Consider the following 22,926-nt stretch of genomic DNA (forward strand, 5'->3'; position numbering starts at 1 on the left):
CTACTGGCCGGCCAGCGGCAGCCGCACCTCGAAGCGGGCGCCGTTCTCCAGGTTGTAGGCCGACACCGTGCCGTGGTGGGCGTGTACCAGACCGGCCGCGATCGCCAGGCCGAGGCCGGATCCGCTTGGCAGGGAGGCGTCTTCGCGAGGCACGCGGCCGTTGGACCCGCGATAGGCGACGTCGAACACGCGCGCCAGGTCGTCGTCGTTGATGCCGACGCCGGTGTCGTCGACCCTGGCCCAGGCGCCCTCGCCGTCGGATCCGATCGCGAGTTCGACGCTGCCGCCCTCGGGGGTGTGGGCGATGGCGTTGGCGACCAAGTTGGACAGCACCCGCACCAGGGCACGGTCGCTGCCGATCACGCCGACCGGGGTGGCGGGCACCGAGGCGCGCAGCGCGACACCGGAGCGCTCGGCGGCGATGCGGTGCGCGGAGACGACGTCGTCGACCACCTCGTCGAGGGACACCTTGTCGTAGGCGGGCTGGACGGCGCCCGCGTTGATCTTCGACATCTCGAACAGGTCGTCGACCATCTCGGAGAGCCGGATGGTCTCGTGTTCGATGTGCTTGGCGTGCGCGCGAACCTCGTCCGGCTCGACCACACCGTCGGCGATCGCCTCGGCGACGGCGCGGATGCCGGCCAGCGGGGTGCGAAGGTCGTGGCTGACGAACGCGACGAGCTGGCGACGGGACTGCTCGGCGACCTCGTCGGCCTCCCGGATCTGTTGTTCCCACACGGTGCGTCGGGCCTGGAAGCGGGCCAGCATGATGGCGGCCGGGATGGTCACGACCGACACGATCACGAGCACCACCGCGATGCCTTCGTATCGTGGCGACGACATGAAGCCGCTGGCGCCGAACACGCCGGTGAACGTCGCCACGGTGGGGATCAGCACCAGGACGACCATGCTGAGCGTCAGCGACCACGATCGGGCCAGCCGGATCAGGATTGCTCCTGCCACCACCACCGGTACCGAACACGCCAGCGAGAAGCCGACGATCTGCCACAGGTCAGTCGACGGCATACCGCTCCTCGCTCCACATGTAGCCGCGGCCCCACACCGTTTGCACCCGGTGTTCGTTGCCCAGCTTGGAGCGTAGTCGCTTGACGTGCACGGTCACCGTCGACAGATCGCCGAAGTCCCACTGCCACACCATTTTCAGCAACTCTTCTCGGGTGAAGACGGTGCCGGTGTGGGTGAGGAAGAACAGCAGCAGGTCGAACTCGCGGTTGGTGAGGCTGACGGGCTGACCGTTGACGGTCACGGACCGGGCGGCGGCCGAGACCGTCATGTCGCCCACGGTGATCGCGACCGGCTGCGTGCCCGGTGAGGCGGGCGCGCGACGCAGCACCGACCGCACCCGGAGCGCCAATTCACGCGGGCTGAACGGCTTGACGAGGTAGTCGTCGGCGCCGGCCTCGAGTCCGGCGATGCGGTCGTCCTCCTCGCCGAGGGCGGTCAGCAGGATCACCGGCACCGCGAAGCCACCGCGTTCACGCAGGACCCGGCACAGGGCCAGACCGTCGGGGCCCGGCATCATCACGTCGAGGACGGCAACGTCGATCTGCTCGGTTCCCAGCAGACGCAAAGCTTGGTTCCCGTCGCGGGCGACCAGCACGTCCAACCCGTCGCGCTCGAGATATCGGCGCACGACGTCGCGGACGACGTTGTCGTCGTCGGCGATCAGTACTCGGGTCACAACGTTTCAGAGTAGTCGGGCAAACGCGGTACCCGGGCCCGTGTCATTGATTCGTCAGTGTTCGGCGCGCGTGATGACAGGCTGCGTGGTTAACCTCATGCCCGTGGATCCAACTCGGGTGACGGTGGTGATGCCCTGCCTGAACGAGGCGGAATCGCTGCCAGGAGTCATCGCTCTCGTGCCCGATGGGTACCGCGCCCTGGTGGTCGACAACAACAGCACCGACGGCACCGCCGAGGTGGCTCGACGGTGTGGAGCCACGGTCGTATACGAGTCGACGCCCGGGTACGGCGCGGCGGTACACGCCGGCATCGTCGCCGCGGCCACGCCGATCGTCGCGGTCATCGACGGCGACGGCTCGCTGGATCCGCGGGAGTTGCCCAAGCTCGTCGACGACCTCGACCGCGGCGCCGACATGGCGGTGGGCCGTCGGCGGCCGCTGCCGGGAGTGGGCTGGCCGTGGCACGCCCGGCTCGGCACGCAGGTGGTGTGCTGGCGGTTGCGGCGACGGCATGGCATCCCGGTCCACGACATCGCGCCCATGCGAGTGGCGCGCCGTGACGCCGTGGTCGGGCTGGGTGTGGAGGACCGCAGATCAGGGTATCCGCTCGAACTATTGGTCCGGGCAGCCGCCGCGGACTGGAAGATTGCCGAGCGCGACGTGGCCTACGGAACCCGTACGGGCGGAAAGTCGAAGGTCAGTGGGTCGGTGCGGGGGAGTTTCTTTGCAATACTTGATTTTTGGCGGGTGATTTCGTGACTCGACCCGTCCCGGTGGCGGTGCTGGTGGTCGCGAAGGCTCCGGTGCCCGGTCTGGCCAAGACCCGGCTGGCGGCCACGTTGGGCTTCGAGGCTGCCGCCGACATCGCGGCCGCCGCGCTACTGGACACCCTCGACAGCGTGGCGAACGCACCCGTGGCGGTGCGCATCGTGGCGATGACGGGCGACCTTGCCGCGGCCAGCCGCAGCGACGAAATTCGCACTCGGTTGGCCGATTTCACGGTCCTCGAGCAGCGTGGCGACGACTTCGCCGATCGCCTGGCCAACGCGCACGCCGACGCCGCCGCGACCACAGGCGGACTTCCCGTCCTGCAGATCGGGATGGACACCCCTCAGGTCAGTGCCGACCTGCTGGCCGAGTGCTCGACCGCGCTGCTGTCCACCGACGCGGTGTTGGGCATGGCACGCGACGGCGGCTGGTGGGTTCTCGGGCTGACCGACCCGCGTGCCGCGGAGTGCCTGCGGGAGGTGCCGATGTCGACGCCCGACACCGGCGCCGTAACGCTTGGCGCCCTTCGGGACACAGGGCTGACCGTGGGATTGGTATCCGAGTTGGCAGACGTCGACACCGTCGACGACGTCGCAGCAGTTCGCCGGGCGTGCCCGCCGGACAGTCGATTCAGTCGAGTGACATTGGCTGTGGAGGTGGAACGTGCTGGGTAATCTGTACGACGAGGCCCTGACCGGCGAGCGATGTTGGATTCGCTACGACGACGGCAGCATTCAGGGGCTTCCGGTGCACAGCTGGTTGCCCGGCGGCAAACGCCTCGACAAGGCGTTCGACGAGGCCGTGCTCGACATGTGCGACGGGCCCACGATCGACCTGGGCTGCGGGCCTGGGCGATTCGTCGCACACCTGACCAAGCTCGGCATTCCGGCTCTCGGCGTGGATCAGTCGCAGACCGCGGTGGAATTGGCGCGCCGCAGTGGTGCCCCTGCCCTGCGGCGCGACGTCTTCGACCGGCTGCCCGGCACGGGCCGGTGGGGCACGGTGCTCCTGGCCGACGGCAACGTCGGCCTCGGCGGCGACCCGCAGCGGGTGCTGCGACGGGCCCTGGAACTGATGCGCCGCGGGGGCCGCTGCGTCGCAGAGTTCGACCCGACCATCAGCGGCGTTCAATCCCGTTGGGTGCGGCTGGAATCGACCACCACCGTGGGGCCGTGGTTCCCATGGGCGTCGGTGGGCATGGATTGTGCGACGCACCTTGCCGAGGAGGTCGGGTTGGTCGTCAAGGAGGTCCTGCCGATCGGTCAGCGCGTCCTGGCCAGCCTGCTAGCCGCCTGATCACCAGTTGGTCAGAATGAGGTGGTTGAGTGCCAGCGCGCCAAGCACGTTGAGCCCCAGCCACCATCGGTGGGAACGCGGCGCGAGCAGTGCGCCTGCGGCGGTCAGCCAGACGGTGTACGGCAGCCAGATGCGTTCGACCTCGGCCTTGCTGAGCATGCTCAGGTCGGCCAGCACGATGGCCAGCAGCGCGAAGAGGATCACCAGGTGTAGCCCGGAGCGGTCCTTGATCGCCCTGAGGTCAAAGGCGCGCGCCACGCCCGCCACGGTGCCGAGACCGACGGCGCACACCACCGAGGCGAAGTTGGCCCACGCCCAGTACTGGAACGGCCTGTTCATCGCGATGCCCTGCCAATAGCGTTGCTGCACCAACAGGTAACCGTCGAACCACCAGAATCCCGCCAGCGCGAACGCGCCCACCACGGCCAGCGCCGCCACCACGGCCGGGATCAGCGCACGTAGTGCTGAGCGACGATCCTTGGCGGCGATCAGCACGGCCACCGCGGGCAGGGCGATCAGGCCGAGCCCGTAGTTGAGGAAGATGGCCCAGCCCAGCAGCAGACCTGCCCCGGCACCGGCCGCCAGTGACAGACGCGTGGTGCCGCGCACGGCCACCGCCAGCAGGGCCAAGCCCCACGCCGCCACCCCCGCGAAGTACCCGTCGGCCGACACCGCGATCCAGATGGCCGTCGGCGCCACGGCGACGAAGGGGGCCGCGCGGCGGGCGAGTTCCTCACCGGAGAGGGTCTTGGCCGTGACCAGGATCGCCGCGGCCGCACTGGAACCGACCAGCAGGCACAGCAGTGCTGCCCACGCACCACCGCCGAGCCCGATGCGTTCCAGCCAGACGAAGGTCAACAGCGCGCCCGGCGGGTGGCCCGAGACGTGGGTGATCCACGAATCAGGTTGGAAGTCGAGGATTCTCGAGGAGAACGTCCTCAGTGCGTACGGGATGTCGGTGACCGTGGGCACCTGGCGCAGGTACTCGTTGGGAGTCTCGAGCCGGCGGGCGAAGCCCAGGGACCAGCCGTCGACCATGGCCAAGGCGAAGGCCCACGCGCACGACGTCGCCCACGCGACCCAGGGCACGGCCCGCCACGGCAGGCGGTGAGCCACCGCGGGCCCCCACAGCGCGGTCGCGAGTCCAATGGCGATCGCCGGAACGGTGCCCCAACCCACGTGGGCGTTCCACCAACCGAAGATCGGCGCGGTCTGGGCGTACATCGAGATCTGGCGTGCAGTGCTGTTGATCAGCGGCGTGACGATGCCAAGACCGAGATGGGGCACCGTGAACGCGGCGACCACCAACACGACGGCCGCGATGGCGGCCACGATCTCCCGGCGGGCGGACTTCACGCCTACCCACCATAGGCGGGGGCCTACGGGTGTGTCGTGACGGTTCGCTGACCCCGCCGTCTACCCGTCGCGCCAGGCCACCATCTTCTCGATGGTGGTGAAGTCGTAGCCGTTGGCGTCGGGGTGGATCTCGGTGGTGAAGAGCGTGACCCCGGCCTCGCGGTAGGCGTCCCCACCCGCGACGTCCTCCCACACCGAGGAGCGCTCGATGTCGGAGTCCTTGCGGCCGTTGGCCTCGGCGAGTTCGCGCAGGACTCCGCTGGCCTGGTGGAACTCCTCGACGGGCAGGAAGCTGTGCCAGATGTCGGCGTGCTTGGCGACCGCGGGCAGCGTGCGCTTGATGCCGGATCCGCCGATGAGGATCGGAATGTCGCGCACCGGCGCCGGGTTCAGCACGCGCAGTCGACGTTCGATGCGCTCGAGGCTCTCGTCGAAGAGGTCGAAGCGCGACCTCGTGGTGCCGAAGTCGTATCCGTAGGTGGTGTAGTCCTTCTCGTACCAGCCGGCCCCGAGCCCCAGGACCAGCCGTCCGCCGCTGATGTGGTCGACGGTGCGCGCCATGTCGGCGAGCAGGTCGGGATTGCGGTACCCGATGCCGGTGACCAGCAGGCCGATGTCGGCGCGCGAGGTGATCTCGCCCCAGGATGCGAGCGCCGTCCAGCCTTCATAGTTCGCGATGTCGGGCTGCACCTTCGACAGCACGGGCGTCGCGCCGACCCTCCCGTCGAACGCGGGCGCGTGGAAGTGGTCGTAACCGAAGATGACGTCGACCCCGATGTTCTCGGCACGCAGCACCGCTTCGCGCCAGCTCCGATAGTCGGGCGCTCCGCCCGGCCAGAGCTGGACGCCTACGCGGATGGGTCGGGTCATGCGGCACTCCTCGATTGGTGAGCGGGGTCACCCAGGGTCAAGAAGGGCCGTCGACCGATTATTCCGGTGCCGCCACGATGCCCAGCCGTTCCACGAGGAACAGGAAGGCCGCGGCGAAGTCGTCGTCGACGGTCGCCTGGCGGACGTGCGTCCAGTCGACTTGCTCCCGGATGGCTCGAGTGGCGGGAAGGAGCAAGCCGAGGTTGCAGTGGTGCTCGTGAAGGGCCAGCAATCTCTGACACGTGACCACCGTCGCCGACAGCACGGGCATCGAGATGGCCAGGACGTCGCAGGTGTCCGCGGCGCCGAGCAGGTCCGGGTCGACGGCCACGCCGTCGACCCGATGGAGGACGTCGACGACGGCGCCGTCGGAGGTCGAGGTCGAGGCCTTGAACAACCAGTCCTCCGGGGTGCGTTCGATCTGGAAGCCCGCGGCGGCCAGGGTCGCGGCTGCCGCGTCGGAGTCGGTCTCGGCGACGACGAGGTCCACGTCGTGCACCGGTTCCGGGGCGCCGTGCACCCAGAGCGCGTAGCCCCCGGCCAGGGCGAAGGACGGCCCGTGGGCCTTTAGAGCCGACGCGGCCCGTTTCAGCCCGTCGCGTAGTGCGTCTTGATGGCAGGTCATGTTGGGTACCAAGTACCCCATGCGGCTTGCGACATTCAACATCCTGCACGGCAGAACGGTGCGCGACGGCGTCGTCGACGTACGCAGGCTGCAGGAGAGCGTGCGGGCCGTCGACGCCGACGTGCTGGCCCTCCAGGAGGTCGACGTCGACCAGCCGCGCTCCAACCTCGCCGACCTCACCGCCGCGGCCGCCGAGGCCATGGGAGCGGTGAGTCACCGCTTCGTCGCGGCGATCGCAGGCACTCCCGGTGCCACCTGGAGTGCCGCCACCGGTGACGAGCAGCCCGGCGCGGCCGCGTACGGCATCTCGCTGCTGTCGCGATACCCGGCGACGTCGTGGCAGGTGGTGCGGATGCCGAGGATTCCGGTCAAGGTGCCGGTGTACGTGCGCGGGCTCAACCGCGTGATCGTCGTCGACGAGGAGCCCCGTGCCGCGGTGATCGGTTGCTTCGAGACGCCGCTCGGCCCGCTCACCGTCGCCAACACGCACCTGTCCTTCGTGCCCGGGTGGAATCGGCGTCAGCTGCGTCGCCTCGTCCGCGATCTGCGCGCCCTGCCGGGCCCGCACGTGCTCGTGGGCGATCTCAACCTCGGTCCTGTCGCGGTGAACCGGCTCTCCGGCATGCGACCGCTCGCGACGATGCCCACCTTCCCGTCCGACGCTCCGAGCCGTCAGCTCGACCACCTGTTGACCGACGACGACGCTCTGGTCGCGACGCAGGCCCGGGCGCCGCAGATGACCATCTCGGACCACCGACCGCTGATCGTCGAGCTGAGCCGCGCCAGCTGAGCGTCTGACGCGCGGGGCATCCCGATTGCGAAGTCGGCCGTCCGTCCGGCGAAGAGACGCCCGTGCGATGTTTCGTGAGCGGCACACGTTGGGATTCGGTCCGGCATGTCGATCAAGGAACGCTCGTGAAACTGGCGCTGGTCGGGTCACATGGGGTGGAGCAGGGCGCGAATGCGCGGGACGACGTCGCACCATTGGCGTCCGCCCTGGCCGAACACGGGGTCGACGTCGTGGTGTACTGCTGCCGAGGCGGAGCCACGGGCCAGTCTGCGAGTCGGGCCGAGGCGGGGTACCGGGTGGTTCACCTGCCGGGGGCCGGGACGGCCGGAAACGGGTCCGACGCCGAACTGGCGGCCGTGATGGGTGACTTCGCACGTTTCCTCACCGCGCGGTGGACCGAGGATCCGCCCGACGTGGTCGGGTCGGCATCGTGGATCTACGGCGTGGCAGCGCAATTGGCGGCCGACCGTTGCGGTGTCCCCTCCGTGTCGTCCCTGCCCGAGCTGGGCCACGTCGTCCAGCGACGTCAGCGCCGACGTGCCGGGCCCCCACAGCGGCCACGTTTCGAACGGCTCATCGCGAGATCGGCTGCGGGCGTCATGGTTTCGTGCAACGAGGATCTCGCCGAACTGGTCGGACTCGGCTGCTCGCGGCGGCGGTTGTCGTTGCTGCCACGGCCGGTCGACGCCCGGCACTTCTCGCCGGAAGGGCCGGCGGTTCACCGTACGGACCGGCAGCGGATCGTGACCGTCACACGGGATCTGTTGCCGTACAGGGGTGTCGACGACGCGATTCGAGCGCTCTCCCGACTGCCGGGGGCCGAGCTCGTCGTCGTAGGCGGGCCCGACCGGCACAGTTTGGACAAGGATGCCGACGCGCGCCGCCTGTTGGGCGTGGCGCGGGCGGTGAACGTGTCCGATCGCGTGCACTTGACCGGTCACGTATCCCGGGACGACCTTCCGCGGGTGTTGAGATCGGCTGACGTCTTCGTGGCGCCGTCGTGGTACCAACCGTTCGGCGTTGCGCTAGTGGAGGCCATGGCGTGCGGGCTTCCGGTGGTGGCCTCTGCGGCAGGCGGAATGCTCGACACCGTGGTCAACGACGTCACGGGGGTGCTGGTTCCACCCCGGAATCCGTTCAAGCTGGCCAAGAGTCTCGACGAAGTGCTCCGGGCGGGGGCGTTGCGCAGCGGGATGGGCCTGGCCGGCCGAGTGCGGGCTCAGTCGCGGTACTGCTCGGACCGGGTGGCCGCCGAGGCTGCCGAGGCGTACGAGGTGGCCGCGCGCGCCAAGACCGTGCGCGGCGCAGGCGGCTCGTCGTCGTCCACCGCCACGAACCACGTCGCTTGACCCGCGCGTGGAAGGACGGTGCGGTGGCGATTCTCCATGCCCAAATCATGTTCTGCGCAACGACTTCGGCGTCGTCTTTACGCCGAGAAATGACGTTTAGGTGATTTTTGCCAGGGTACCTGCGGCGCCATGTCCTCCTCGCTGACGTCGCGCCGGGTGCTCGTCTGGCACGTGCACGGCTCCTGGATGGACTCGTTCACCGCGGGCCGACACGACTACCTGATTCCCGTGGACGACGACGCGCGGGCGGGCGGGCTCCGTGGGCGTGACTGGCCCCACGCCGTCGAGGTGCCGTCGTCTCAGCTCGCCGACGAGGACGTCGACGTCGTCGTCTTGCAAGCGCCCGAGCAACTCGCGTTGGCCGAGGCATGGCTTGGCCGCCGGATCGGTCCCGACGTTCCCGCCATCTACGTCGAACACAACGCTCCGCGGCCGAGCCCGGTCGACAGCGTGCACCCCATGGCGGGGCGTCGCGACGTCGTCGTCGTCCACGTCACGCAGTTCAACCGGTTGATGTGGGACAACGGCATGGCTCCCGTCAGCGTCGTCGCCCACGGCATCCACGACCCGGGACCGCTGTACACCGGTGAGATACTTTCTGCCGCAACGATGATCAACGAGCCGGTGCGTCGGTGGCGGACAGTCGGCGCGGACCTCCTCGAAGACTTTGGTCGACACGTGCCGGTCGACGTGTGGGGCATCGGAACCGACGGCGTCGACCTCGGCGCGGGTGTGACGGGCCGAGGCGACGTGGCGACCCGGCCGTTGATGGCCGAGGTGGCCAGACGGCGACTGTACGTCCACACGGCGCGATGGACGTCGCTCGGCCTCTCGCTGCTCGAAGCGATGTTCCTGGGGATGCCCGTCGTCGCCGTCGCGTCGACGATGGCGCCGCTGGTCGTACCGGCGGGCGGGGGTGTGGTCGACGCGGACGTCGAGGTGCTGGGCTGGGCTGCCGAGACATACGTCGCCGACCATGGCGCGGCGGTTCTGGCGGGGAAGATCGCGCGTGAGTACGCGACGAGTCACTTCGGGATCGGGCGCTTCCTGGCCGAATGGGATCTCTTGATCGAGGAGGCATGCTCGTGACTGCGTCTGACCCCTTGAAGATCGCGATGGTGTCCGAACATGCCAGTCCGTTGGCCCTCGTGGGTGGCGTGGATGCCGGTGGGCAGAACGTCGCCGTTGCCGAATTGTCGGCCGCGCTGGCCCGTCGCGGACACCAGGTCGTGGTGTACACCCGCCGCGACGATCCACTTCTGCCGTGGCGAGTGGAGACCGACCGAGGGTTCGCGGTGGTGCACGTGCCTGCGGGGCCGGCTGAGTACTTGCCCAAGGATGAACTGCTGCAACACATGTATGCCTTCGGCGAGTCACTCGTCGAATCGTGGTCCACGTGGCGGCCCGACGTCGCGCACGCCCACTTCTGGATGTCGGGATTGGCGACGCTGCGTGCCGCGCGGTGTCACGACGTGCCCACCGTGCAAACCTTCCACGCCCTTGGCGGGGTGAAGCGGCGTCACCAGGGCGCCGACGACACCAGCCCCGACGATCGCATCCGGCTGGAGGCCATCGTCGCCCGCAGCGTCGACCGGGTGGCGGCCACGTGTTCCGAGGAATTGCTGGAGTTGGCGCGGATGGGGCGCACGCCCGACGGTGTCTCGGTGATCCCGTGCGGGGTGGACGCCGACGAATTCACGCCGTACGGACCGGCATCGTCGCGGGGGCGCAGGCGTCGGGTCGTCGCCGTCGGAAGGCTGGTCCCGCGCAAGGGTTTCGAGACGACGATCGAGGCCATGCGGCATCTGCCGGACGCCGAGCTGGTGATCGTCGGCGGCCCGGACAAGTCGAAGCTCGACTCCGATGCGGAGGCGATCAGGTTGCAGCGCATGGCCGCCCGGCTCGGCCTCGCCGACCGCGTGCACCTCTACGGATCGGTCTTGCGGGAGGAGATGCCGATGCTGTTGCGTTCGGCCGACGTGGTGGCGGCCACGCCGTGGTACGAACCGTTCGGGATCGTTCCCCTCGAGGCGATGGCGTGTGGCGTGCCCGTGGTCGCGTCGGCGGTCGGCGGCATGCTCGACACCGTCGTCGACCAGGTGACGGGTCGGTTGGTGCCGCCGACCGATCCGCGCGCGCTGGCGTCCGCCATCGGCCCGATCCTGTCGCAGCCACGGCTGCGGGAACGGCTCGGACGAGCCGGCCGACGGCGGGTCTGCGCCCGCTACACGTGGGATCGAGTCGCCGACGACATGGCCCAGGTGTATCGCCGACTGACGAATTCTGGACCGGCATCGGGGGCGACCTCGTGACGCACGTCGTTCAGGCGGTCGACAATCGGGCCAGCGACTCCTCCACCGCGGGCGGCAGCCGCCTCCGCTCCCGGACCACGGCGGGCAGCAGGCGCAGCGCCTCGACGAACGCCTTGGCGTGCGCCGAATCCACGGCTGCGGCCCTGGCGAAGTCGAGGCTCGCGACAATGCAGGACCGAGCCGGTCGTCGAAGCCAGGCGGTCAGGACGTCGTTGCGCGTCGCGCGCGCCGTTTGCACCGCGTTGGGCGGGCGCGTCGCCGACGGCTGGTGGTGGGCGATCAACTGCGGACAGAAGCAGAGGTCCCACCCCTGGGCGGCCAAGTCCCACGCCAGCAGGCGTTCCTCGCCACGGAAGTGCAAGATGGCGCTGAATCCGCCGACCGCCTCGAACGCCGTCTTGCGAACCACCGCCGAGCAGGCCAAGAACCCCAGGATCGAGGGGCCGGGTAGCGCCGGGTCGTGGCCGAGAGGGCTGGCTGCGAGCAGTTCGACCATTGGGTCGTCGGTCTGGCGTGGCCACACGACGGTTCGTCCCGCCAGCAGCGCCACGGAGGGATGGGCGTCGAAGAGGTCCTCGGCGAGGAGCGTCGCGTCGGGCTCCCACCACGAGTCGTCGTCGCAGAACGCGACGTACGGGGTCGTGGCCCGGGCCACCCCGACGTTGCGCCCGACCGCCCCGAGGTTCTCGGGGAGCGCCACCACGTCGACGCGGCCCGCCGACCGCGCCGCCAGACGCGTCGACACCGACACCGAGTCATCCTCGGAAGCGTTGTCCACGAGGACGATCGGGCAGTGCGTCGTATCCAGGAGGCGTCCCACTACGCCGGCCAATTCCGCGGAGCGGTTGCGGCTGGCGATGACGAACGAGGTGTTTGACTTGGTGACCACGAACAAGCGCACTACCCGAGGCCCGGACGACGAAACACGCATCCGCCGGGCCTTGGTGACCGGCGGCGCGGGTTTCGTCGGCAGCCACCTCTGCACGGCCTTGCTCGATCGCGGGGTGGACGTCGTCTGCCTCGACGACCTCTCGACCAGTGCGCCAGGCGCTCACGAGCTGCTCGCGGGACGACCCGGCTATCACTTCGTTCAGCACGACGTCAGCGAGCCGCTACCGGCTTCGTGCACCGACACGTCGTTCGACGTGGTGTTCCACCTCGCCTCACCGGCGTCGCCGGTGGACTACCTGCGCATGCCGACGGCCACTCTGCGTGCCGGGTCCAGCGGAACCGAGGCCGCGCTGCAGGTGGCCGAGAAGTGCGGCGCCCGTGTGGTGCTTGCGTCGACGAGCGAGGTCTACGGCGACCCGCTCGAGCATCCGCAACGTGAAACCTATTGGGGCAACGTCAATCCGGTCGGTCCGCGAAGCGTGTACGACGAGGCCAAGAGATACGCGGAGGCGCTGACGTTCGCCGTCCACCGCGAGCGCGGCGTCTCCGTCGGGGTGGCCAGGATCTTCAACACCTACGGCCCTGGGATGCGGTCGGACGACGGGCGAGCCGTGCCGACCTTTTGCAGGCAAGCACTCGACGGCGAACCGATCACCGTGTCGGGTGACGGGTCGCAGACCCGTTCACTGTGCTTCGTCGACGACACCGTCGCGGGCTTGATCGCCCTGGCCAACAGCGACGTCACGGGTCCGGTGAACATCGGCAATCCCGACGAGCTGACGGTCTTGCGGATCGCCGAAATCATCGGCGACCTGGCCGGGACGGGCGCGCCCATTCGGTTCGTCCCAGCCGTGGCCGACGATCCGCAGCGGCGGTGCCCGGACGTGTCCTTGGCCGCGCATCTCCTCGGGTGGCAACCGCGAGTGGACTACGAGCGCGGACTGGCCGTCACGGTCGAGCACTTCCGCGCGGTGCGGCCGGTGCGGTCGGGGGTGAGGCGGTGAACATCCTCGGCGTCAACGCCGTCTTCCACGATCCCGCGGCGGCGTTGGTGGTCGACGGTCACGTGGTCGCGGCTGCCGAGGAGGAACGGTTCAGCAGGCGCAAGCACGGCAAGGCGGCGGTGCCGTTCTCCACCTGGGAGTTGCCGACGGCGGCGGCCGCGTGGTGTCTCGCCGAGGCGGGGCTGACACCCGGTGACGTCGACGCGGTCGGCTATTCCTACGACCCGGCCGTGATGACGGGCGAGAGTGACGATCTGGCAGGTCTGGACGCGAACTGGGAGTACCTGCGAACCCTGTACGCCAGGCGTGCACCGCATTTCCTGGCCACGGCCCTGCCCGGTCTCGATCCGGCGAAGGTTCACCACGTTCGGCATCACGTGGCGCACGCGGCGTCGGCCGCGCTCGCGTCGTCTCGGGCGGATTCCGCGGTGCTCGTGGTGGACGGCCGGGGCGAACGCACCTCGATGCTTGCCGGGGTGTACCGCGGCGCCAAGCTCGACGTGCTGGCGACGCAGTCGCTGCCCCACTCCCTTGGCCTGTTCTACGAGGGCCTGACCGAGCACCTCGGATTCACGCGTTCCAGCGACGAGTACAAGGTGATGGCGATGGGGTCCTACGGTGCCCCGCGGTTCGTCGACTACCTGCGTACCCGCGTATATGCAAGGGAGGACGGCGGTTTCGTCACCGACTCCGTCGACTGGTCGACGCTGGTACCACCCCGTCCGGCCACCCCGCCCGAGAAGGCTTCGGCGTTCGCCCGGCCGGAGCCGGAGTACGCCGACCTCGCCTGCAGTGCGCAAGTGGTCCTTGAGGAGGTGCTGCTGGACCTGGTGGTCTGGCTGCGGGAACGCGTCGACGTCGACCGGCTCTGTCTGGCCGGCGGCGTCGCGCTCAACTGCGTGGCCAACACCCGCATCTTCGCCGAGGGCGACTTCCAGGACGTATGGGTGCAGCCCGCGTCCGGGGATTCGGGCACGGCCCTTGGCGCGGCGTTGACGATGGCCGCCGAGTTCGGTGAATCGATCGAGCCCATGCCGACGGCATTGCTTGGTCGAGGATGGACCGACGAGCAGATCGCCGCCGCACTGAATTCCGCGGGCGTTCGGTACGAGCGGCCCGTGGACTTCGCCGCCACGGTGGGCGATGCCCTTGCCGAGAATCAGCTGATCGGCTGGTTTCAGGGGCGCGCGGAGTTCGGCCCTCGCGCGCTGGGCGGGCGCTCGCTGCTCGTCGACCCACGGCGGGTGGAGAATCTGGAGCGGCTGAACGCAGTCAAGGGGCGCGAGCAGTTCCGGCCGGTGGCGCCGATGGTGCTGGCCGACCGGGCCGCGGAGATCTTCTCCCGTGGTCCCCTGCCGAGCCCGCACATGCTCTTCGTCCACGACGTCGCGCCGCAGTGGCGTGAACGGATCCCGGCGGTCACCCACGTCGACGGCACCGCACGGATCCAGACCGTGAAGCCGACGCAGAAACGCTTGTACGACACCATTTCTCGCTTCGCCGAACGCACCGGTGTTCCCGTCGTGGTCAATACCAGCTTCAACACCGCGGGGCGCCCGATGGTGGACAGCCCCCGCGACGCACTGGAATGCTTCGGCAGTTCGCCGCTCGACATGCTCGCCATCGGTCCGTTCGTGGTTCGTCGACCATGGTGACCGCGAGGGGGGACGGCGCCCTGGACTGCACCATCGTGATTCCGACCATCGGCCGGGACTCGTTGTCGCTCGTGCTCGACGCGCTGTGCGCCTCGGCGGCGCGACCGGCCGGGGTGGTGATCGTCGACGACCGGCCAGGCGGCCCAACCGAATTGGAGCTGCGATCGCGACTGCCGGTGACGCTGGTGCGCAGCGGCGGACGGGGGCCTGCCGGCGCGCGCAACGTGGGCTGGCGGGTCGCGCACACGCGGTGGATCGGCTTCCTCGACGACGACGTGCTGCCCGAGCCGGGGTGGCTGGACGACTTGGCCGTCGACCTGGCGGCCGCCGAGGCGGCGTGCGCGGCGGGCTCGCAGGGCGTGCTGGAGGTGCCTGCGGCGGTCGGTCGTCGGGCGACCGACGACGAGCGCCGCACCCTTCGGCTGGCCACCGCCCGGTGGATCACCGCCGACATGGCCTACCGGCGTGACTCGTTGGTGGCCGTCGGCGGCTTCGACGAGCGGTTCCCCCGGGCCTACCGCGAAGACTCCGACCTCGCCCTGCGTCTGCTTGCCACGGGCCGCCACGTCGTCTCCGGTCGGCGCCGCGCGGTCCATCCGGTCGCACCGTCGACGCCGCTGAGCAGCGTGCGGGCCCAGTTCGGCAACCGGGACGACGCGCTGATGCGCCGCAAGTTCGGGCCCGGTTGGCGACGGGAGATCGGCGAGGGGCCCGGCCGCCTGCCCGCCCACGCGACGACGACTGTCGCCGTGCTGGTGGCGGCGCTAAGTGCGGTCGCCGGTCGTCGCCCGGGGGCGAGCGGAGCGACGGGGGGTGGACTCCGAACCGCCCGAGCAGCGGCCGCGGTGTGGCTCGCGATGACGGCCGAATTCGCCGCTCGACGATTCGCGGCCGGTCCCCGCCAGCTCGCCGAAGCCGCCACGGTGATCGTCACCTCGGCTCTGATCCCACCGGTGGCGGTGTGGCACCGCCTGGTGGGCGAGTGGCGGCACCGCCGGGCCGTTGCCCACCCCGTGCTGGCCGTATTGCTCGACCGCGACGACACCATCATCGAAGACGGGCCGTTCCTGGCCGATCCGGACGGCGTTCGACCGCTGCCGGGGGCGGTCCGGGCCCTCGCCAGGTTGCGCGCGGAGGGTCTGCGTCTGGCGATCGTGACCAATCAGTCCGGCGTGGCCAGGGGGTTGATCAGCGCCGACCAGTTGGACGCGGTCAACACGAAGGTCGACGACGTCCTCGGCCCCTTCGACTCCTGGCAGGTGTGCGTACACGACGACGCCACCGGGTGCGGTTGCCGAAAACCGCGGCCTGGAATGGTGCTCGCCGCTGCCGACGCCCTTGGCGTGCCGCCGGAGCGGTGCGTGATGATCGGCGACACCGGCGGTGACGTCGACGCCGCGTTGGCCGCCAACGCGCGTGCCGTGCTGGTGCCGACGGAACGCACGCGTTCGGGCGAGATCGCCAGTGCACGACTGCGGGCCAACGTGGCGGCCACGCTCTCCGACGCGGTGGCCATGGTCTTGCGGGAGGCGCGGTGAGCACCGCGGTGGTGGCCCGTCTGGACAGCGCAGGTGACGTACTGATCACCGGTCCTGCCGTGCGGGCCGTTGCGACGGCCCACGACCGCGTCGTCTTCTTGGCCGGGCCTAGGGGTGGTGCGGCGGCGGCTCTGCTGCCCGGCGTCGACGAGGTTCTGGAATGGCAGGCGCCGTGGGTCGACTTCGACTCACCCGCGCTGACGGGCGATCACGTCGAGGCCGTGGTGAAACAGCTGCGCGACCTCGCCCCCGATCGCATGTACGTGATGACGTCCTTTCACCAGTCGCCGCTGCCCCTGGCACTCGTCTGCCGGATGGCGGGAGTGCCGTGGGTCGGTGCGATCTGCGAGGACTACCCCGGGACCCTCCTGGATCTGCGCCATCACGTCGAACCCGGCGTACCAGAACCCTTGCGCGCCTTGTCATTGGTGTCGGCGGCCGGCTGTGGGTTGCCCGCCGGTGACGACGGCACACTGCGGGTCACCTATCCCGCGGTGGTTCCCGAACGCCTGCGCCGGCGAATCGGGCAGGGACCGTACGTCGTCTTCCATCCCGGTGCGGCGGTGCCGGCCCGCATGCCGAGTGTCGCGCGGAGTGCGGCGATGGTCGACGCGCTCGGCCGTGCCGGGCACCGGGTGGTGGTGACCGGGTCGAGTTCGGAGCGTCGACTGACCGAGGAGGTCGCCGGGGGCCATGCGGTCGACCTCGGTGGTCGAACCGAATTGCACACGCTGGCAGCGGTTTACGCCCGTGCGGCAGTGGTGGTCGCGCCGAACACCGGGCCCGCCCATCTGGCCGCGGCCGTAGGGGTGCCCATCGTGTCGTTGTTCGCCCCCGTGGTGCCCGCCACCCAATGGAAGCCCTACGGCACCGACGTGACGGTCCTGGGAGATCAGAGGGCGCCCTGCCGGGCCACTCGGGCTCGCCGGTGTCCGGTCCCCGGGCATCCGTGCCTCGACCGAATCACCGACGCAGAACTGGTGTCGGCCGTCGACGCGGCCGTCGAACGAAGGGAATGGCGATGACGACCGAATCGATCACCGCGCACTTTCACGCATTGTCCACTGCTCTTTCTCGGACCGAGGGCGACGTCGTCCGCATCAGGTCCTGGGGTCGCCACCTGGCCGAGGTGCTCGACGGCGGCGGTCGTCTTCTGGCGTGCGGCAACGGCGGAAGTGCCGCCGAGGCCCAGCATTTGACCGCCGAACTGGTGGGGCGGTTCCATGGCGAGCGGCGAGCGCTCTCGGCGATCTCACTCCACGCGGACACCTCCGCGTTGACCGCGGTTGCCAACGACTACGGACTCGAGGAGATGTTCGCCCGCGGAGTCCGTGCGCATGGTCGCCGCGACGACGTGCTGATCGGGTTGTCCACCAGCGGTGCCAGCCCCAACGTGCTCGCCGCCGTCAAGGCTGCCCAAGACGTCGGCATGACCACCTGGGCCTTGACGGGTCCCGCGCCCAACCCGTTGGCAGGCACCAGTGACGACGCCGTCTGCGTCGACTCTCCGTCGGCCGCAACGGTTCAGGAGGTGCATCTGGTTCTGGTGCACACGCTGTGCATGGCGCTGGACGAGTCGTTGTCGTCCGCGGGGCGGCCGTGAGCGGGCGCGGCCCCTTGGTGATCGTCGGCGACACGATGCTCGACGTCGACCTGGAGGGCTCGGCCACCCGACTCAGTCCGGAGGCGCCGGTACCCGTGGTCGACGCGCAGCGGTGCTGGCACCGACCCGGTGGCGCCGGTTTGGCCGCGATGCTGGCCGCCCGACACGACCGCGACGTGGTTCTGGTCACGGGCATCGCCGACGACGACCGCGGCGCCCGGATCCGAGAACTGTTGGCTGCTGGGGGTGTTCGCGTCCTTTCCCTACCGATGCGAGGCAGCACCGTGACCAAGACCAGGATCAGGGCTGCGGGTCAGTCACTGCTGCGGGTCGACCATGGTGATGCGCGGTACCAGACGCAACCACTGCCGGACGAGGTCCCCGAAGCCCTGATGACGGCACGGTCGTTGTGCGTCGCCGACTACGGCGGTGGGTTGACGGCGTTGGCGACGATGCGGGAGGCGTTGACGCGAGCCGCGACGACCGCGCCGATGGTGTGGGACCCGCATCCACGCGGACGCCCGCCGATTCCGGGGTGCGTGTTGGTCACCCCCAACGAGGCCGAGGCCAAGCAGTTGTGCCCCGACGGAAGCCTCGACGCGTTGCGGCGGCAGTGGCACGCCGAGGCCGTGTGCGTGACGATGGGCGCCCGTGGCGCGCGACTGTTCGTCGGGGACGCGCCCCGCAGGCACGTCGAGGTTCCCGTCGTCGACCGGTTGGCCGCAGCACGCGTCGACGCGTGCGGCGCGGGGGACAGGTTCGCCGTGGCCGCGGCCGTCGCGTTGGCCGAGGGGGCGGGACCGCACGAGGCGGTGGTCATGGCCGTCACCGCCGCCGCCCGGTTCGTCGCCGCCGGCGGCGCCGCGGGCGTGTCGACCACCGCATCGCTTGGCCATGACGGCGACGCGCTGACGCCGAGCCGCCAGGCCGGCGCCGAGACCTCACTGGACGCGGCAGAGCAGGTCCGTCGATGGCGGGCCGACGGCCGGACCGTCGTGGCGACCGGTGGCTGCTTCGACCTGTTGCACACCGGGCACGTCAACCTGCTGCGCCACGCCAGACAACTCGGGGATGCGCTGCTGGTACTCGTCAACTCCGACGAGTCGGTCCGTGCCCTCAAGGGGCCGAACCGCCCGATCATGCCCGCAGCGGATCGTGCGCGCGTCGTCGCGGCGCTGGGCTGTGTGGACGCCGTCTTCGTCTTCGACGACGCGACCCCCGAACGTCTGCTCGACGATCTGCGCCCCGACGTCTGGGTCAAGGGCGGCGACTACGCCATCGAGGACCTGCCGGAGGCGCAGGTCGTGCGGCTGCACGGAGGCGACGTGATCACCGTGCCGATCGTCGCCGGATATTCGACGTCCCAGCTGATCGCGACGGCGCGATCGGAACGAGCCAACCACGGAAGGACCTCGAGATGACCTATGCTGCAACCCCGTCCATCGTCGGAAACGTGATCATCACCGGCGGGGCGTCGGGTCTCGGCGCCGCAACGGCAGAGGCGGTACGGCGCCACGGCGGGACACCGCTGATCATCGACAAGCAACCGCCGACGGGGCCCAACGCCAACGCTGCCCACGCGTTCGCCGATCTGGCCGACACCGATGCCGTGCAGGCCGCGGTCACCAGTTTGGCCGAGCGCGCCGACGGCCCCGTCACGGGGCTGTTCACCCCCGCGGGCATCGACTCCTGCGGCACCTTGGAAGACGTCCCCGCCAAGGAGTGGAACCAGGTGGTGATGGTCAACCTGCTGGGTACCGCGGCCGTCGTGCGGGCGGCCTTGCCGCTGCTTCGCGCCAGCCGGGGCCGGATCGTGACGGTGGCGTCGACGCTCGGCATCAAGGCGGTCAGCGACGCCACCGCGTACTGCGCCTCCAAGTTCGGCGTCGTCGGCTTCACGCGGGCCCTGGCCGCCGAACTGGCGGGCGACGTGGGGGTGACGCTGCTGATCCCGGGTGGCATGCACACGCCCTTCTTCGACGGGCGAGCCGAGCAGTACAAGCCGCCGCCCGACGCGAAGCTCAACCGCCCGGAAGACGTCGCCGAGACGGTGGTCTTCGCGCTGTGCCAGCCCGCGGGTTGTGAGATCCGGGAGATGGTGGTCGCCTCGTCGACGGAGTCGTCGTGGCCGTGACGACCCCCGTCGTCTACGTGCTGCGCGCGCTGGGACTCGGCGATCTGCTGACGGCGGTGCCGGCCCTGCGAGGTCTGCGGCGCCATTACCCGGTCGCCCGGCTCGTCCTGGCCGCCCCCGAGCGGTATCGCGAGCTCGCTCTGATGACGGGAGCCGTCGACGACGTGGTGCCCACCGCGGCCCTCGGCGACCTGGCCCCGCTTCGCCACCCCCCGGAGCTGGCGGTCAACCTGCACGGCAGTGGGCCGCAGAGCATCTCTCACGTCGTCGCCCTCGAGCCCAGGGCCGTACTCAGTCACCGGCACCGACGGTTTCCCGCCGTGCCGGGTCCGCCGTGGCGCGAGGATCTCCACGAGGTGGACCGGTGGTGCATGCTGCTCGCCTCGGCGGGCATCGCGAGCGACCCGTCGGATCTGATCCTCGACCGACCTGCGGCCACGCCGGGGCGCGCCGGCACGGTCGTGGTGCACCCGGGTGCCTCGGCGGCGGCCCGCCGCTGGCCGTTGGACCGCTTCGCCCAGATTGCGGCCGCTCTGCACGCCGACGGTCACGACGTGCTCGTCACCGGTGTCGCCGACGAGCGGCCCCTGGCCATCGAGGTGGCCGAAGCCGCCGGGTTGCCCGAATCATCGGTCATGGCAGGACGATTGACCGTTCGTGAACTGGTCTCGTTGATCGGGTGCTCCCGCCTGGTCGTCTGCGGTGACACCGGCGTCGGACACGTCGCGACCGCGACGTCGACGCCGTCGGTGGTGCTCTTCGGCCCCACCGCTCCCAGCCGGTGGGGGCCTCGGAACCCCGACCGCCACCTCGTCCTGTGGTCTGGCCGGCTCGGAGATCCCCACGGCGACCGGCCGCATCGGGGGCTGCTGGAGATCGCGGTATCCGACGTCCTCGACGCGAGCCGTGCGCTGCTCGCGAGGTCGGCATGAGCGGCATGCGGGTGGGCGTGGTCGGCGTCGGCTACGTCGGACTCACCACCGCGGTCTGTCTGGCCGAGCGCGGTGCCCACGTCGTCGCCGTCGAGGTGGATGCGGCGAAGGTCGACTCGCTCAACGAGGGCCGCCCGACCGTCGACGAACCGGGACTGCGGGACATCCTGGTCGACGGGTTGGCTCGCAGAGCGGTGTCCTTCACCACCAACGACCGGTTCATGGCCGACCGCGAGGTCGTCTTCGTCTGCGTCTCGACGCCCGAAGCGCCCGACGGCTCAGCCGATCTCACGGCGGTGGAACACGTCGTCGACCGGTTGGCGAACGTCCTGCCTCCCGGCGCGGTGGTGGTGATCAAGTCGACCGTGCCCGTGGGCACCACCCGCTGGCTGGCAGAACTCCTGCAGCCCAACGGCATTCACGTCGCATGCGCACCGGAATTTTTGCGCGAGGGCTACGCCGTGCACGACTTTCGACACCCGGACCGCATCGTGCTCGGGGTGGACGAGGACGTCGCGGCCGAAATCGTCGGCCGCTGCTACGGCCCACTGTCGAGCCCACTCCTTCGTACCAATCTCGAAAGCGCCGAGCTCGCCAAGTACGCGAGCAACGCCTTCCTGGCCGTGAAGTCCTCCTACGCCAATTCGCTGGCGGCGTTGTGCGACCGTACCGGTGCCGACGTGCTCGACGTGGTCCGCTGCATGGGCGCCGACGGACGCATCGGCACCGACTTTCTCGAGCCGGGACCCGGATGGGGTGGGTCCTGTCTTCCGAAGGACTCTGCGGCGTTGCTGCACACCGCCCGACGACACGGCGTGGTCCTGGCCGAGGTCGAAGCGTGCCGGCGGACCAACGAGGCGCAGGGTGCGCGCATCGCGGACACGCTGCGGCGCAGTGTGGGTCGGCCGCTGCGAGACATGCGCGTCACGGCCCTGGGATTGACGTTCAAGGCGCACACCAGTGACACTCGCGATTCACCGGCGCTGACGGTGTGCAGCCAGCTCGTGTCCGGCGGCGCCCACGTGCAGGGGTACGACCCGCGGTTGGCAGCCGTCGACCCAGGTGTGCTGGCCGCGGCGGGTGTGAGCGCCGTCGACGATCCCTATCGAGCGACCAAGGCCGCCGACGCCATCGTGGTGCTCGTCGAATGGCCCGAGTTCGCCGAGTTCGACTGGTACGCCATCGGCGAGCAGTCACCCGGCGCGGTGGTGGTGGACACGCGAAACGTGCTCGACGGCGAGCTCGTCGAGCGGGCGGGGCTGCGGTACGTCGGAAATGGGCGGCGGGCGTTTGGAACCGGCGGCACCGGGTAGCACTGCAGAACCGCGATGTGAGGGCCGCCCGTGCGTACGAACTTCCAACTGCAACTCGAGTCGCTGCAGGCCGACCTGGGTGCGATGTGCGCGTTGGCGGGGGAGGCCGTCGGCGGGGCCACGCGTGGATTGCTGGACGTGGATGCCGCCGTGGCGCACGAGGTCACCCGCGAGATCGGTCAGCTTCGGCGGCTGCGCGACGCGGTGGAGCGTCGCGCGATCGGAATCCTGGCGAGGCAGGCGCCCGTGGCCCGGGACCTTCGCATGGTGGTGACCGCGCTCCACGTGGCCGCCGACGCCGATCGGATGGGCGGTCTGGCTGCTCACGTCGCCAAGCTCACTCTGCGCCGTTACCCGGAGTCCGTCATCCCCCGGGAGCTTCACGGCCGGTTCGAGGAGATGGGTGCCACCGCGGTGGATCTCGCGGGACGGTGCCATGCCATCTTGACGACGGGAGACTGCGCGCAGGTCGACCGGGTCCGGTCCGACGACCGCTTCGTGGAGACCCTGCATCGCGAGCTGTTCACCGCGGTGGCGAGTCCCGGGTGGGCACACGGAGCCACGGTGGCCTCCGACGTGGTCCTCCTGGGTAGGTTCTACGGACGCTTCGCCGACCACGCCGGCGAGATCGCGCGCAGGATGATGTTCCAAACCAGCGGTGCGTCGAGCCTCGACCATGAACGGGTCGTGTGACTGCTGCCGCTGATCGAGGCCGAATGTGACCAAAGTCTGACGTTGCCGAACCGTTGCGGTACGCTGCCAGGACTCGAGTTTAGACACAGCTCGG

Annotated in this window: 23 protein-coding genes; 17 read left to right on the forward strand and 6 right to left on the reverse strand. The window is 70.0% G+C overall.

Features of this window, described 5'->3' with window-relative positions; translation table 11 throughout:
• Positions 1–1,026 (reverse strand): sensor histidine kinase, encoded by a 1,026-nt coding sequence (locus H7K45_RS12005; RefSeq protein ID WP_263996026.1) that lies wholly within the window; start codon positions 1,024–1,026, stop codon positions 1–3.
• Positions 1,013–1,702, reverse strand: coding sequence for a response regulator transcription factor (locus H7K45_RS12010; protein ID WP_263996027.1), 690 nt, complete (start codon positions 1,700–1,702; stop codon positions 1,013–1,015). The genes H7K45_RS12005 and H7K45_RS12010 overlap by 14 nt, the downstream gene beginning before the upstream one ends.
• A gap of 97 nt (positions 1,703–1,799) precedes the next feature.
• Between H7K45_RS12010 and H7K45_RS12015 the strand changes: the two genes are divergently transcribed.
• From H7K45_RS12015 to H7K45_RS12025, 3 genes are read left to right on the forward strand one after another with little or no spacing between them, the layout of a single operon-like run.
• A complete protein-coding gene (locus tag H7K45_RS12015) occupies positions 1,800–2,462 on the forward strand; it encodes a glycosyltransferase family 2 protein (protein ID WP_263996028.1) in 663 nt (220 codons plus the stop codon).
• Positions 2,459–3,145: a TIGR04282 family arsenosugar biosynthesis glycosyltransferase gene (locus H7K45_RS12020; protein ID WP_263996029.1), complete on the forward strand. Its 687-nt coding sequence runs from the start codon at positions 2,459–2,461 to the stop codon at positions 3,143–3,145. Before H7K45_RS12015 ends, H7K45_RS12020 begins: the two co-directional genes overlap by 4 nt.
• Complete coding sequence (locus H7K45_RS12025; protein WP_263996030.1) at positions 3,135–3,767, forward strand: methyltransferase domain-containing protein; 633 nt, start codon at positions 3,135–3,137, stop codon at positions 3,765–3,767. The genes H7K45_RS12020 and H7K45_RS12025 overlap by 11 nt, the downstream gene beginning before the upstream one ends.
• On the opposite strand, the gene H7K45_RS12030 is transcribed toward H7K45_RS12025, so the two are convergent.
• The 3 genes from H7K45_RS12030 to H7K45_RS12040 are packed head-to-tail and all read right to left on the reverse strand — an operon-like array spanning position 3,768 to position 6,618.
• Complete coding sequence (locus H7K45_RS12030; RefSeq protein WP_263996031.1) at positions 3,768–5,123, reverse strand: hypothetical protein; 1,356 nt, start codon at positions 5,121–5,123, stop codon at positions 3,768–3,770.
• A gap of 60 nt (positions 5,124–5,183) precedes the next feature.
• A complete protein-coding gene (locus tag H7K45_RS12035; RefSeq protein WP_263996032.1) occupies positions 5,184–5,993 on the reverse strand; it encodes an LLM class F420-dependent oxidoreductase in 810 nt (269 codons plus the stop codon).
• Between the two features lie 58 nt (positions 5,994–6,051).
• Complete coding sequence (locus H7K45_RS12040) at positions 6,052–6,618, reverse strand: hypothetical protein (protein ID WP_263996034.1); 567 nt, start codon at positions 6,616–6,618, stop codon at positions 6,052–6,054.
• A 19-nt stretch (positions 6,619–6,637) separates the two neighbouring features.
• Here H7K45_RS12040 and H7K45_RS12045 point away from each other — a divergent pair, with 19 nt between their 5' ends.
• The 4 genes from H7K45_RS12045 (at position 6,638) to H7K45_RS12060 (ending at position 11,069) form a co-directional block, all read left to right on the forward strand.
• The gene (locus tag H7K45_RS12045) at positions 6,638–7,408 is read left to right on the forward strand and encodes an endonuclease/exonuclease/phosphatase family protein (RefSeq protein ID WP_263996036.1); all 771 of its coding nucleotides are present in this window, start codon (positions 6,638–6,640) and stop codon (positions 7,406–7,408) included.
• Positions 7,409–7,533: 125 nt separating this feature from the next.
• The gene (locus H7K45_RS12050) at positions 7,534–8,757 is read left to right on the forward strand and encodes a glycosyltransferase (protein ID WP_263996037.1); all 1,224 of its coding nucleotides are present in this window, start codon (positions 7,534–7,536) and stop codon (positions 8,755–8,757) included.
• Between the two features lie 129 nt (positions 8,758–8,886).
• Positions 8,887–9,846: a glycosyltransferase gene (locus tag H7K45_RS12055; protein ID WP_263996038.1), complete on the forward strand. Its 960-nt coding sequence runs from the start codon at positions 8,887–8,889 to the stop codon at positions 9,844–9,846.
• A gap of 14 nt (positions 9,847–9,860) precedes the next feature.
• The gene (locus tag H7K45_RS12060; protein WP_263996975.1) at positions 9,861–11,069 is read left to right on the forward strand and encodes a glycosyltransferase; all 1,209 of its coding nucleotides are present in this window, start codon (positions 9,861–9,863) and stop codon (positions 11,067–11,069) included.
• A gap of 10 nt (positions 11,070–11,079) precedes the next feature.
• On the opposite strand, the gene H7K45_RS12065 is transcribed toward H7K45_RS12060, so the two are convergent.
• Positions 11,080–11,958, reverse strand: a complete 879-nt coding sequence (locus H7K45_RS12065; RefSeq protein ID WP_263996039.1) for a glycosyltransferase family 2 protein — start codon at positions 11,956–11,958, stop codon at positions 11,080–11,082.
• Between H7K45_RS12065 and H7K45_RS12070 the strand changes: the two genes are divergently transcribed.
• From H7K45_RS12070 to H7K45_RS12115, 10 genes are read left to right on the forward strand one after another with little or no spacing between them, the layout of a single operon-like run.
• The gene (locus tag H7K45_RS12070) at positions 11,951–12,964 is read left to right on the forward strand and encodes an NAD-dependent epimerase/dehydratase family protein (protein ID WP_263996040.1); all 1,014 of its coding nucleotides are present in this window, start codon (positions 11,951–11,953) and stop codon (positions 12,962–12,964) included. The two genes, H7K45_RS12065 and H7K45_RS12070, sit on opposite strands and share 8 nt — an antisense overlap.
• On the forward strand, positions 12,961–14,619 hold the full coding sequence (locus H7K45_RS12075) for a carbamoyltransferase family protein (protein ID WP_263996041.1): 1,659 nt from the start codon (positions 12,961–12,963) through the stop codon (positions 14,617–14,619). Before H7K45_RS12070 ends, H7K45_RS12075 begins: the two co-directional genes overlap by 4 nt.
• Positions 14,613–16,157, forward strand: a complete 1,545-nt coding sequence (locus tag H7K45_RS12080; RefSeq protein ID WP_263996042.1) for an HAD-IIIA family hydrolase — start codon at positions 14,613–14,615, stop codon at positions 16,155–16,157. Before H7K45_RS12075 ends, H7K45_RS12080 begins: the two co-directional genes overlap by 7 nt.
• Positions 16,154–17,182 (forward strand): glycosyltransferase family 9 protein, encoded by a 1,029-nt coding sequence (locus H7K45_RS12085; RefSeq protein ID WP_263996043.1) that lies wholly within the window; start codon positions 16,154–16,156, stop codon positions 17,180–17,182. Before H7K45_RS12080 ends, H7K45_RS12085 begins: the two co-directional genes overlap by 4 nt.
• The gene (locus H7K45_RS12090) at positions 17,179–17,760 is read left to right on the forward strand and encodes a D-sedoheptulose-7-phosphate isomerase (RefSeq protein WP_263996044.1); all 582 of its coding nucleotides are present in this window, start codon (positions 17,179–17,181) and stop codon (positions 17,758–17,760) included. Before H7K45_RS12085 ends, H7K45_RS12090 begins: the two co-directional genes overlap by 4 nt.
• Positions 17,757–19,181 carry a D-glycero-beta-D-manno-heptose 1-phosphate adenylyltransferase gene (gene rfaE2 / locus H7K45_RS12095; protein WP_263996045.1) on the forward strand — a complete coding sequence of 475 codons (1,425 nt, stop codon included), beginning with the start codon at positions 17,757–17,759 and terminating at the stop codon, positions 19,179–19,181. The genes H7K45_RS12090 and rfaE2 overlap by 4 nt, the downstream gene beginning before the upstream one ends.
• Positions 19,178–19,894: an SDR family oxidoreductase gene (locus H7K45_RS12100; RefSeq protein WP_263996046.1), complete on the forward strand. Its 717-nt coding sequence runs from the start codon at positions 19,178–19,180 to the stop codon at positions 19,892–19,894. Before rfaE2 ends, H7K45_RS12100 begins: the two co-directional genes overlap by 4 nt.
• Positions 19,885–20,826: a glycosyltransferase family 9 protein gene (locus H7K45_RS12105; protein WP_263996047.1), complete on the forward strand. Its 942-nt coding sequence runs from the start codon at positions 19,885–19,887 to the stop codon at positions 20,824–20,826. The genes H7K45_RS12100 and H7K45_RS12105 overlap by 10 nt, the downstream gene beginning before the upstream one ends.
• On the forward strand, positions 20,823–22,139 hold the full coding sequence (locus H7K45_RS12110) for a UDP-glucose dehydrogenase family protein (RefSeq protein WP_263996048.1): 1,317 nt from the start codon (positions 20,823–20,825) through the stop codon (positions 22,137–22,139). The genes H7K45_RS12105 and H7K45_RS12110 overlap by 4 nt, the downstream gene beginning before the upstream one ends.
• A 30-nt stretch (positions 22,140–22,169) precedes the next feature.
• On the forward strand, positions 22,170–22,832 hold the full coding sequence (locus tag H7K45_RS12115) for a phosphate signaling complex PhoU family protein (RefSeq protein ID WP_263996049.1): 663 nt from the start codon (positions 22,170–22,172) through the stop codon (positions 22,830–22,832).
• The last annotated feature ends 94 nt before the right edge of the window (positions 22,833–22,926 follow it).

Source organism: Mycobacterium yunnanensis (assembly GCF_025823185.1).
In the GTDB taxonomy this organism is placed as follows: domain Bacteria; phylum Actinomycetota; class Actinomycetes; order Mycobacteriales; family Mycobacteriaceae; genus Mycobacterium; species Mycobacterium yunnanensis.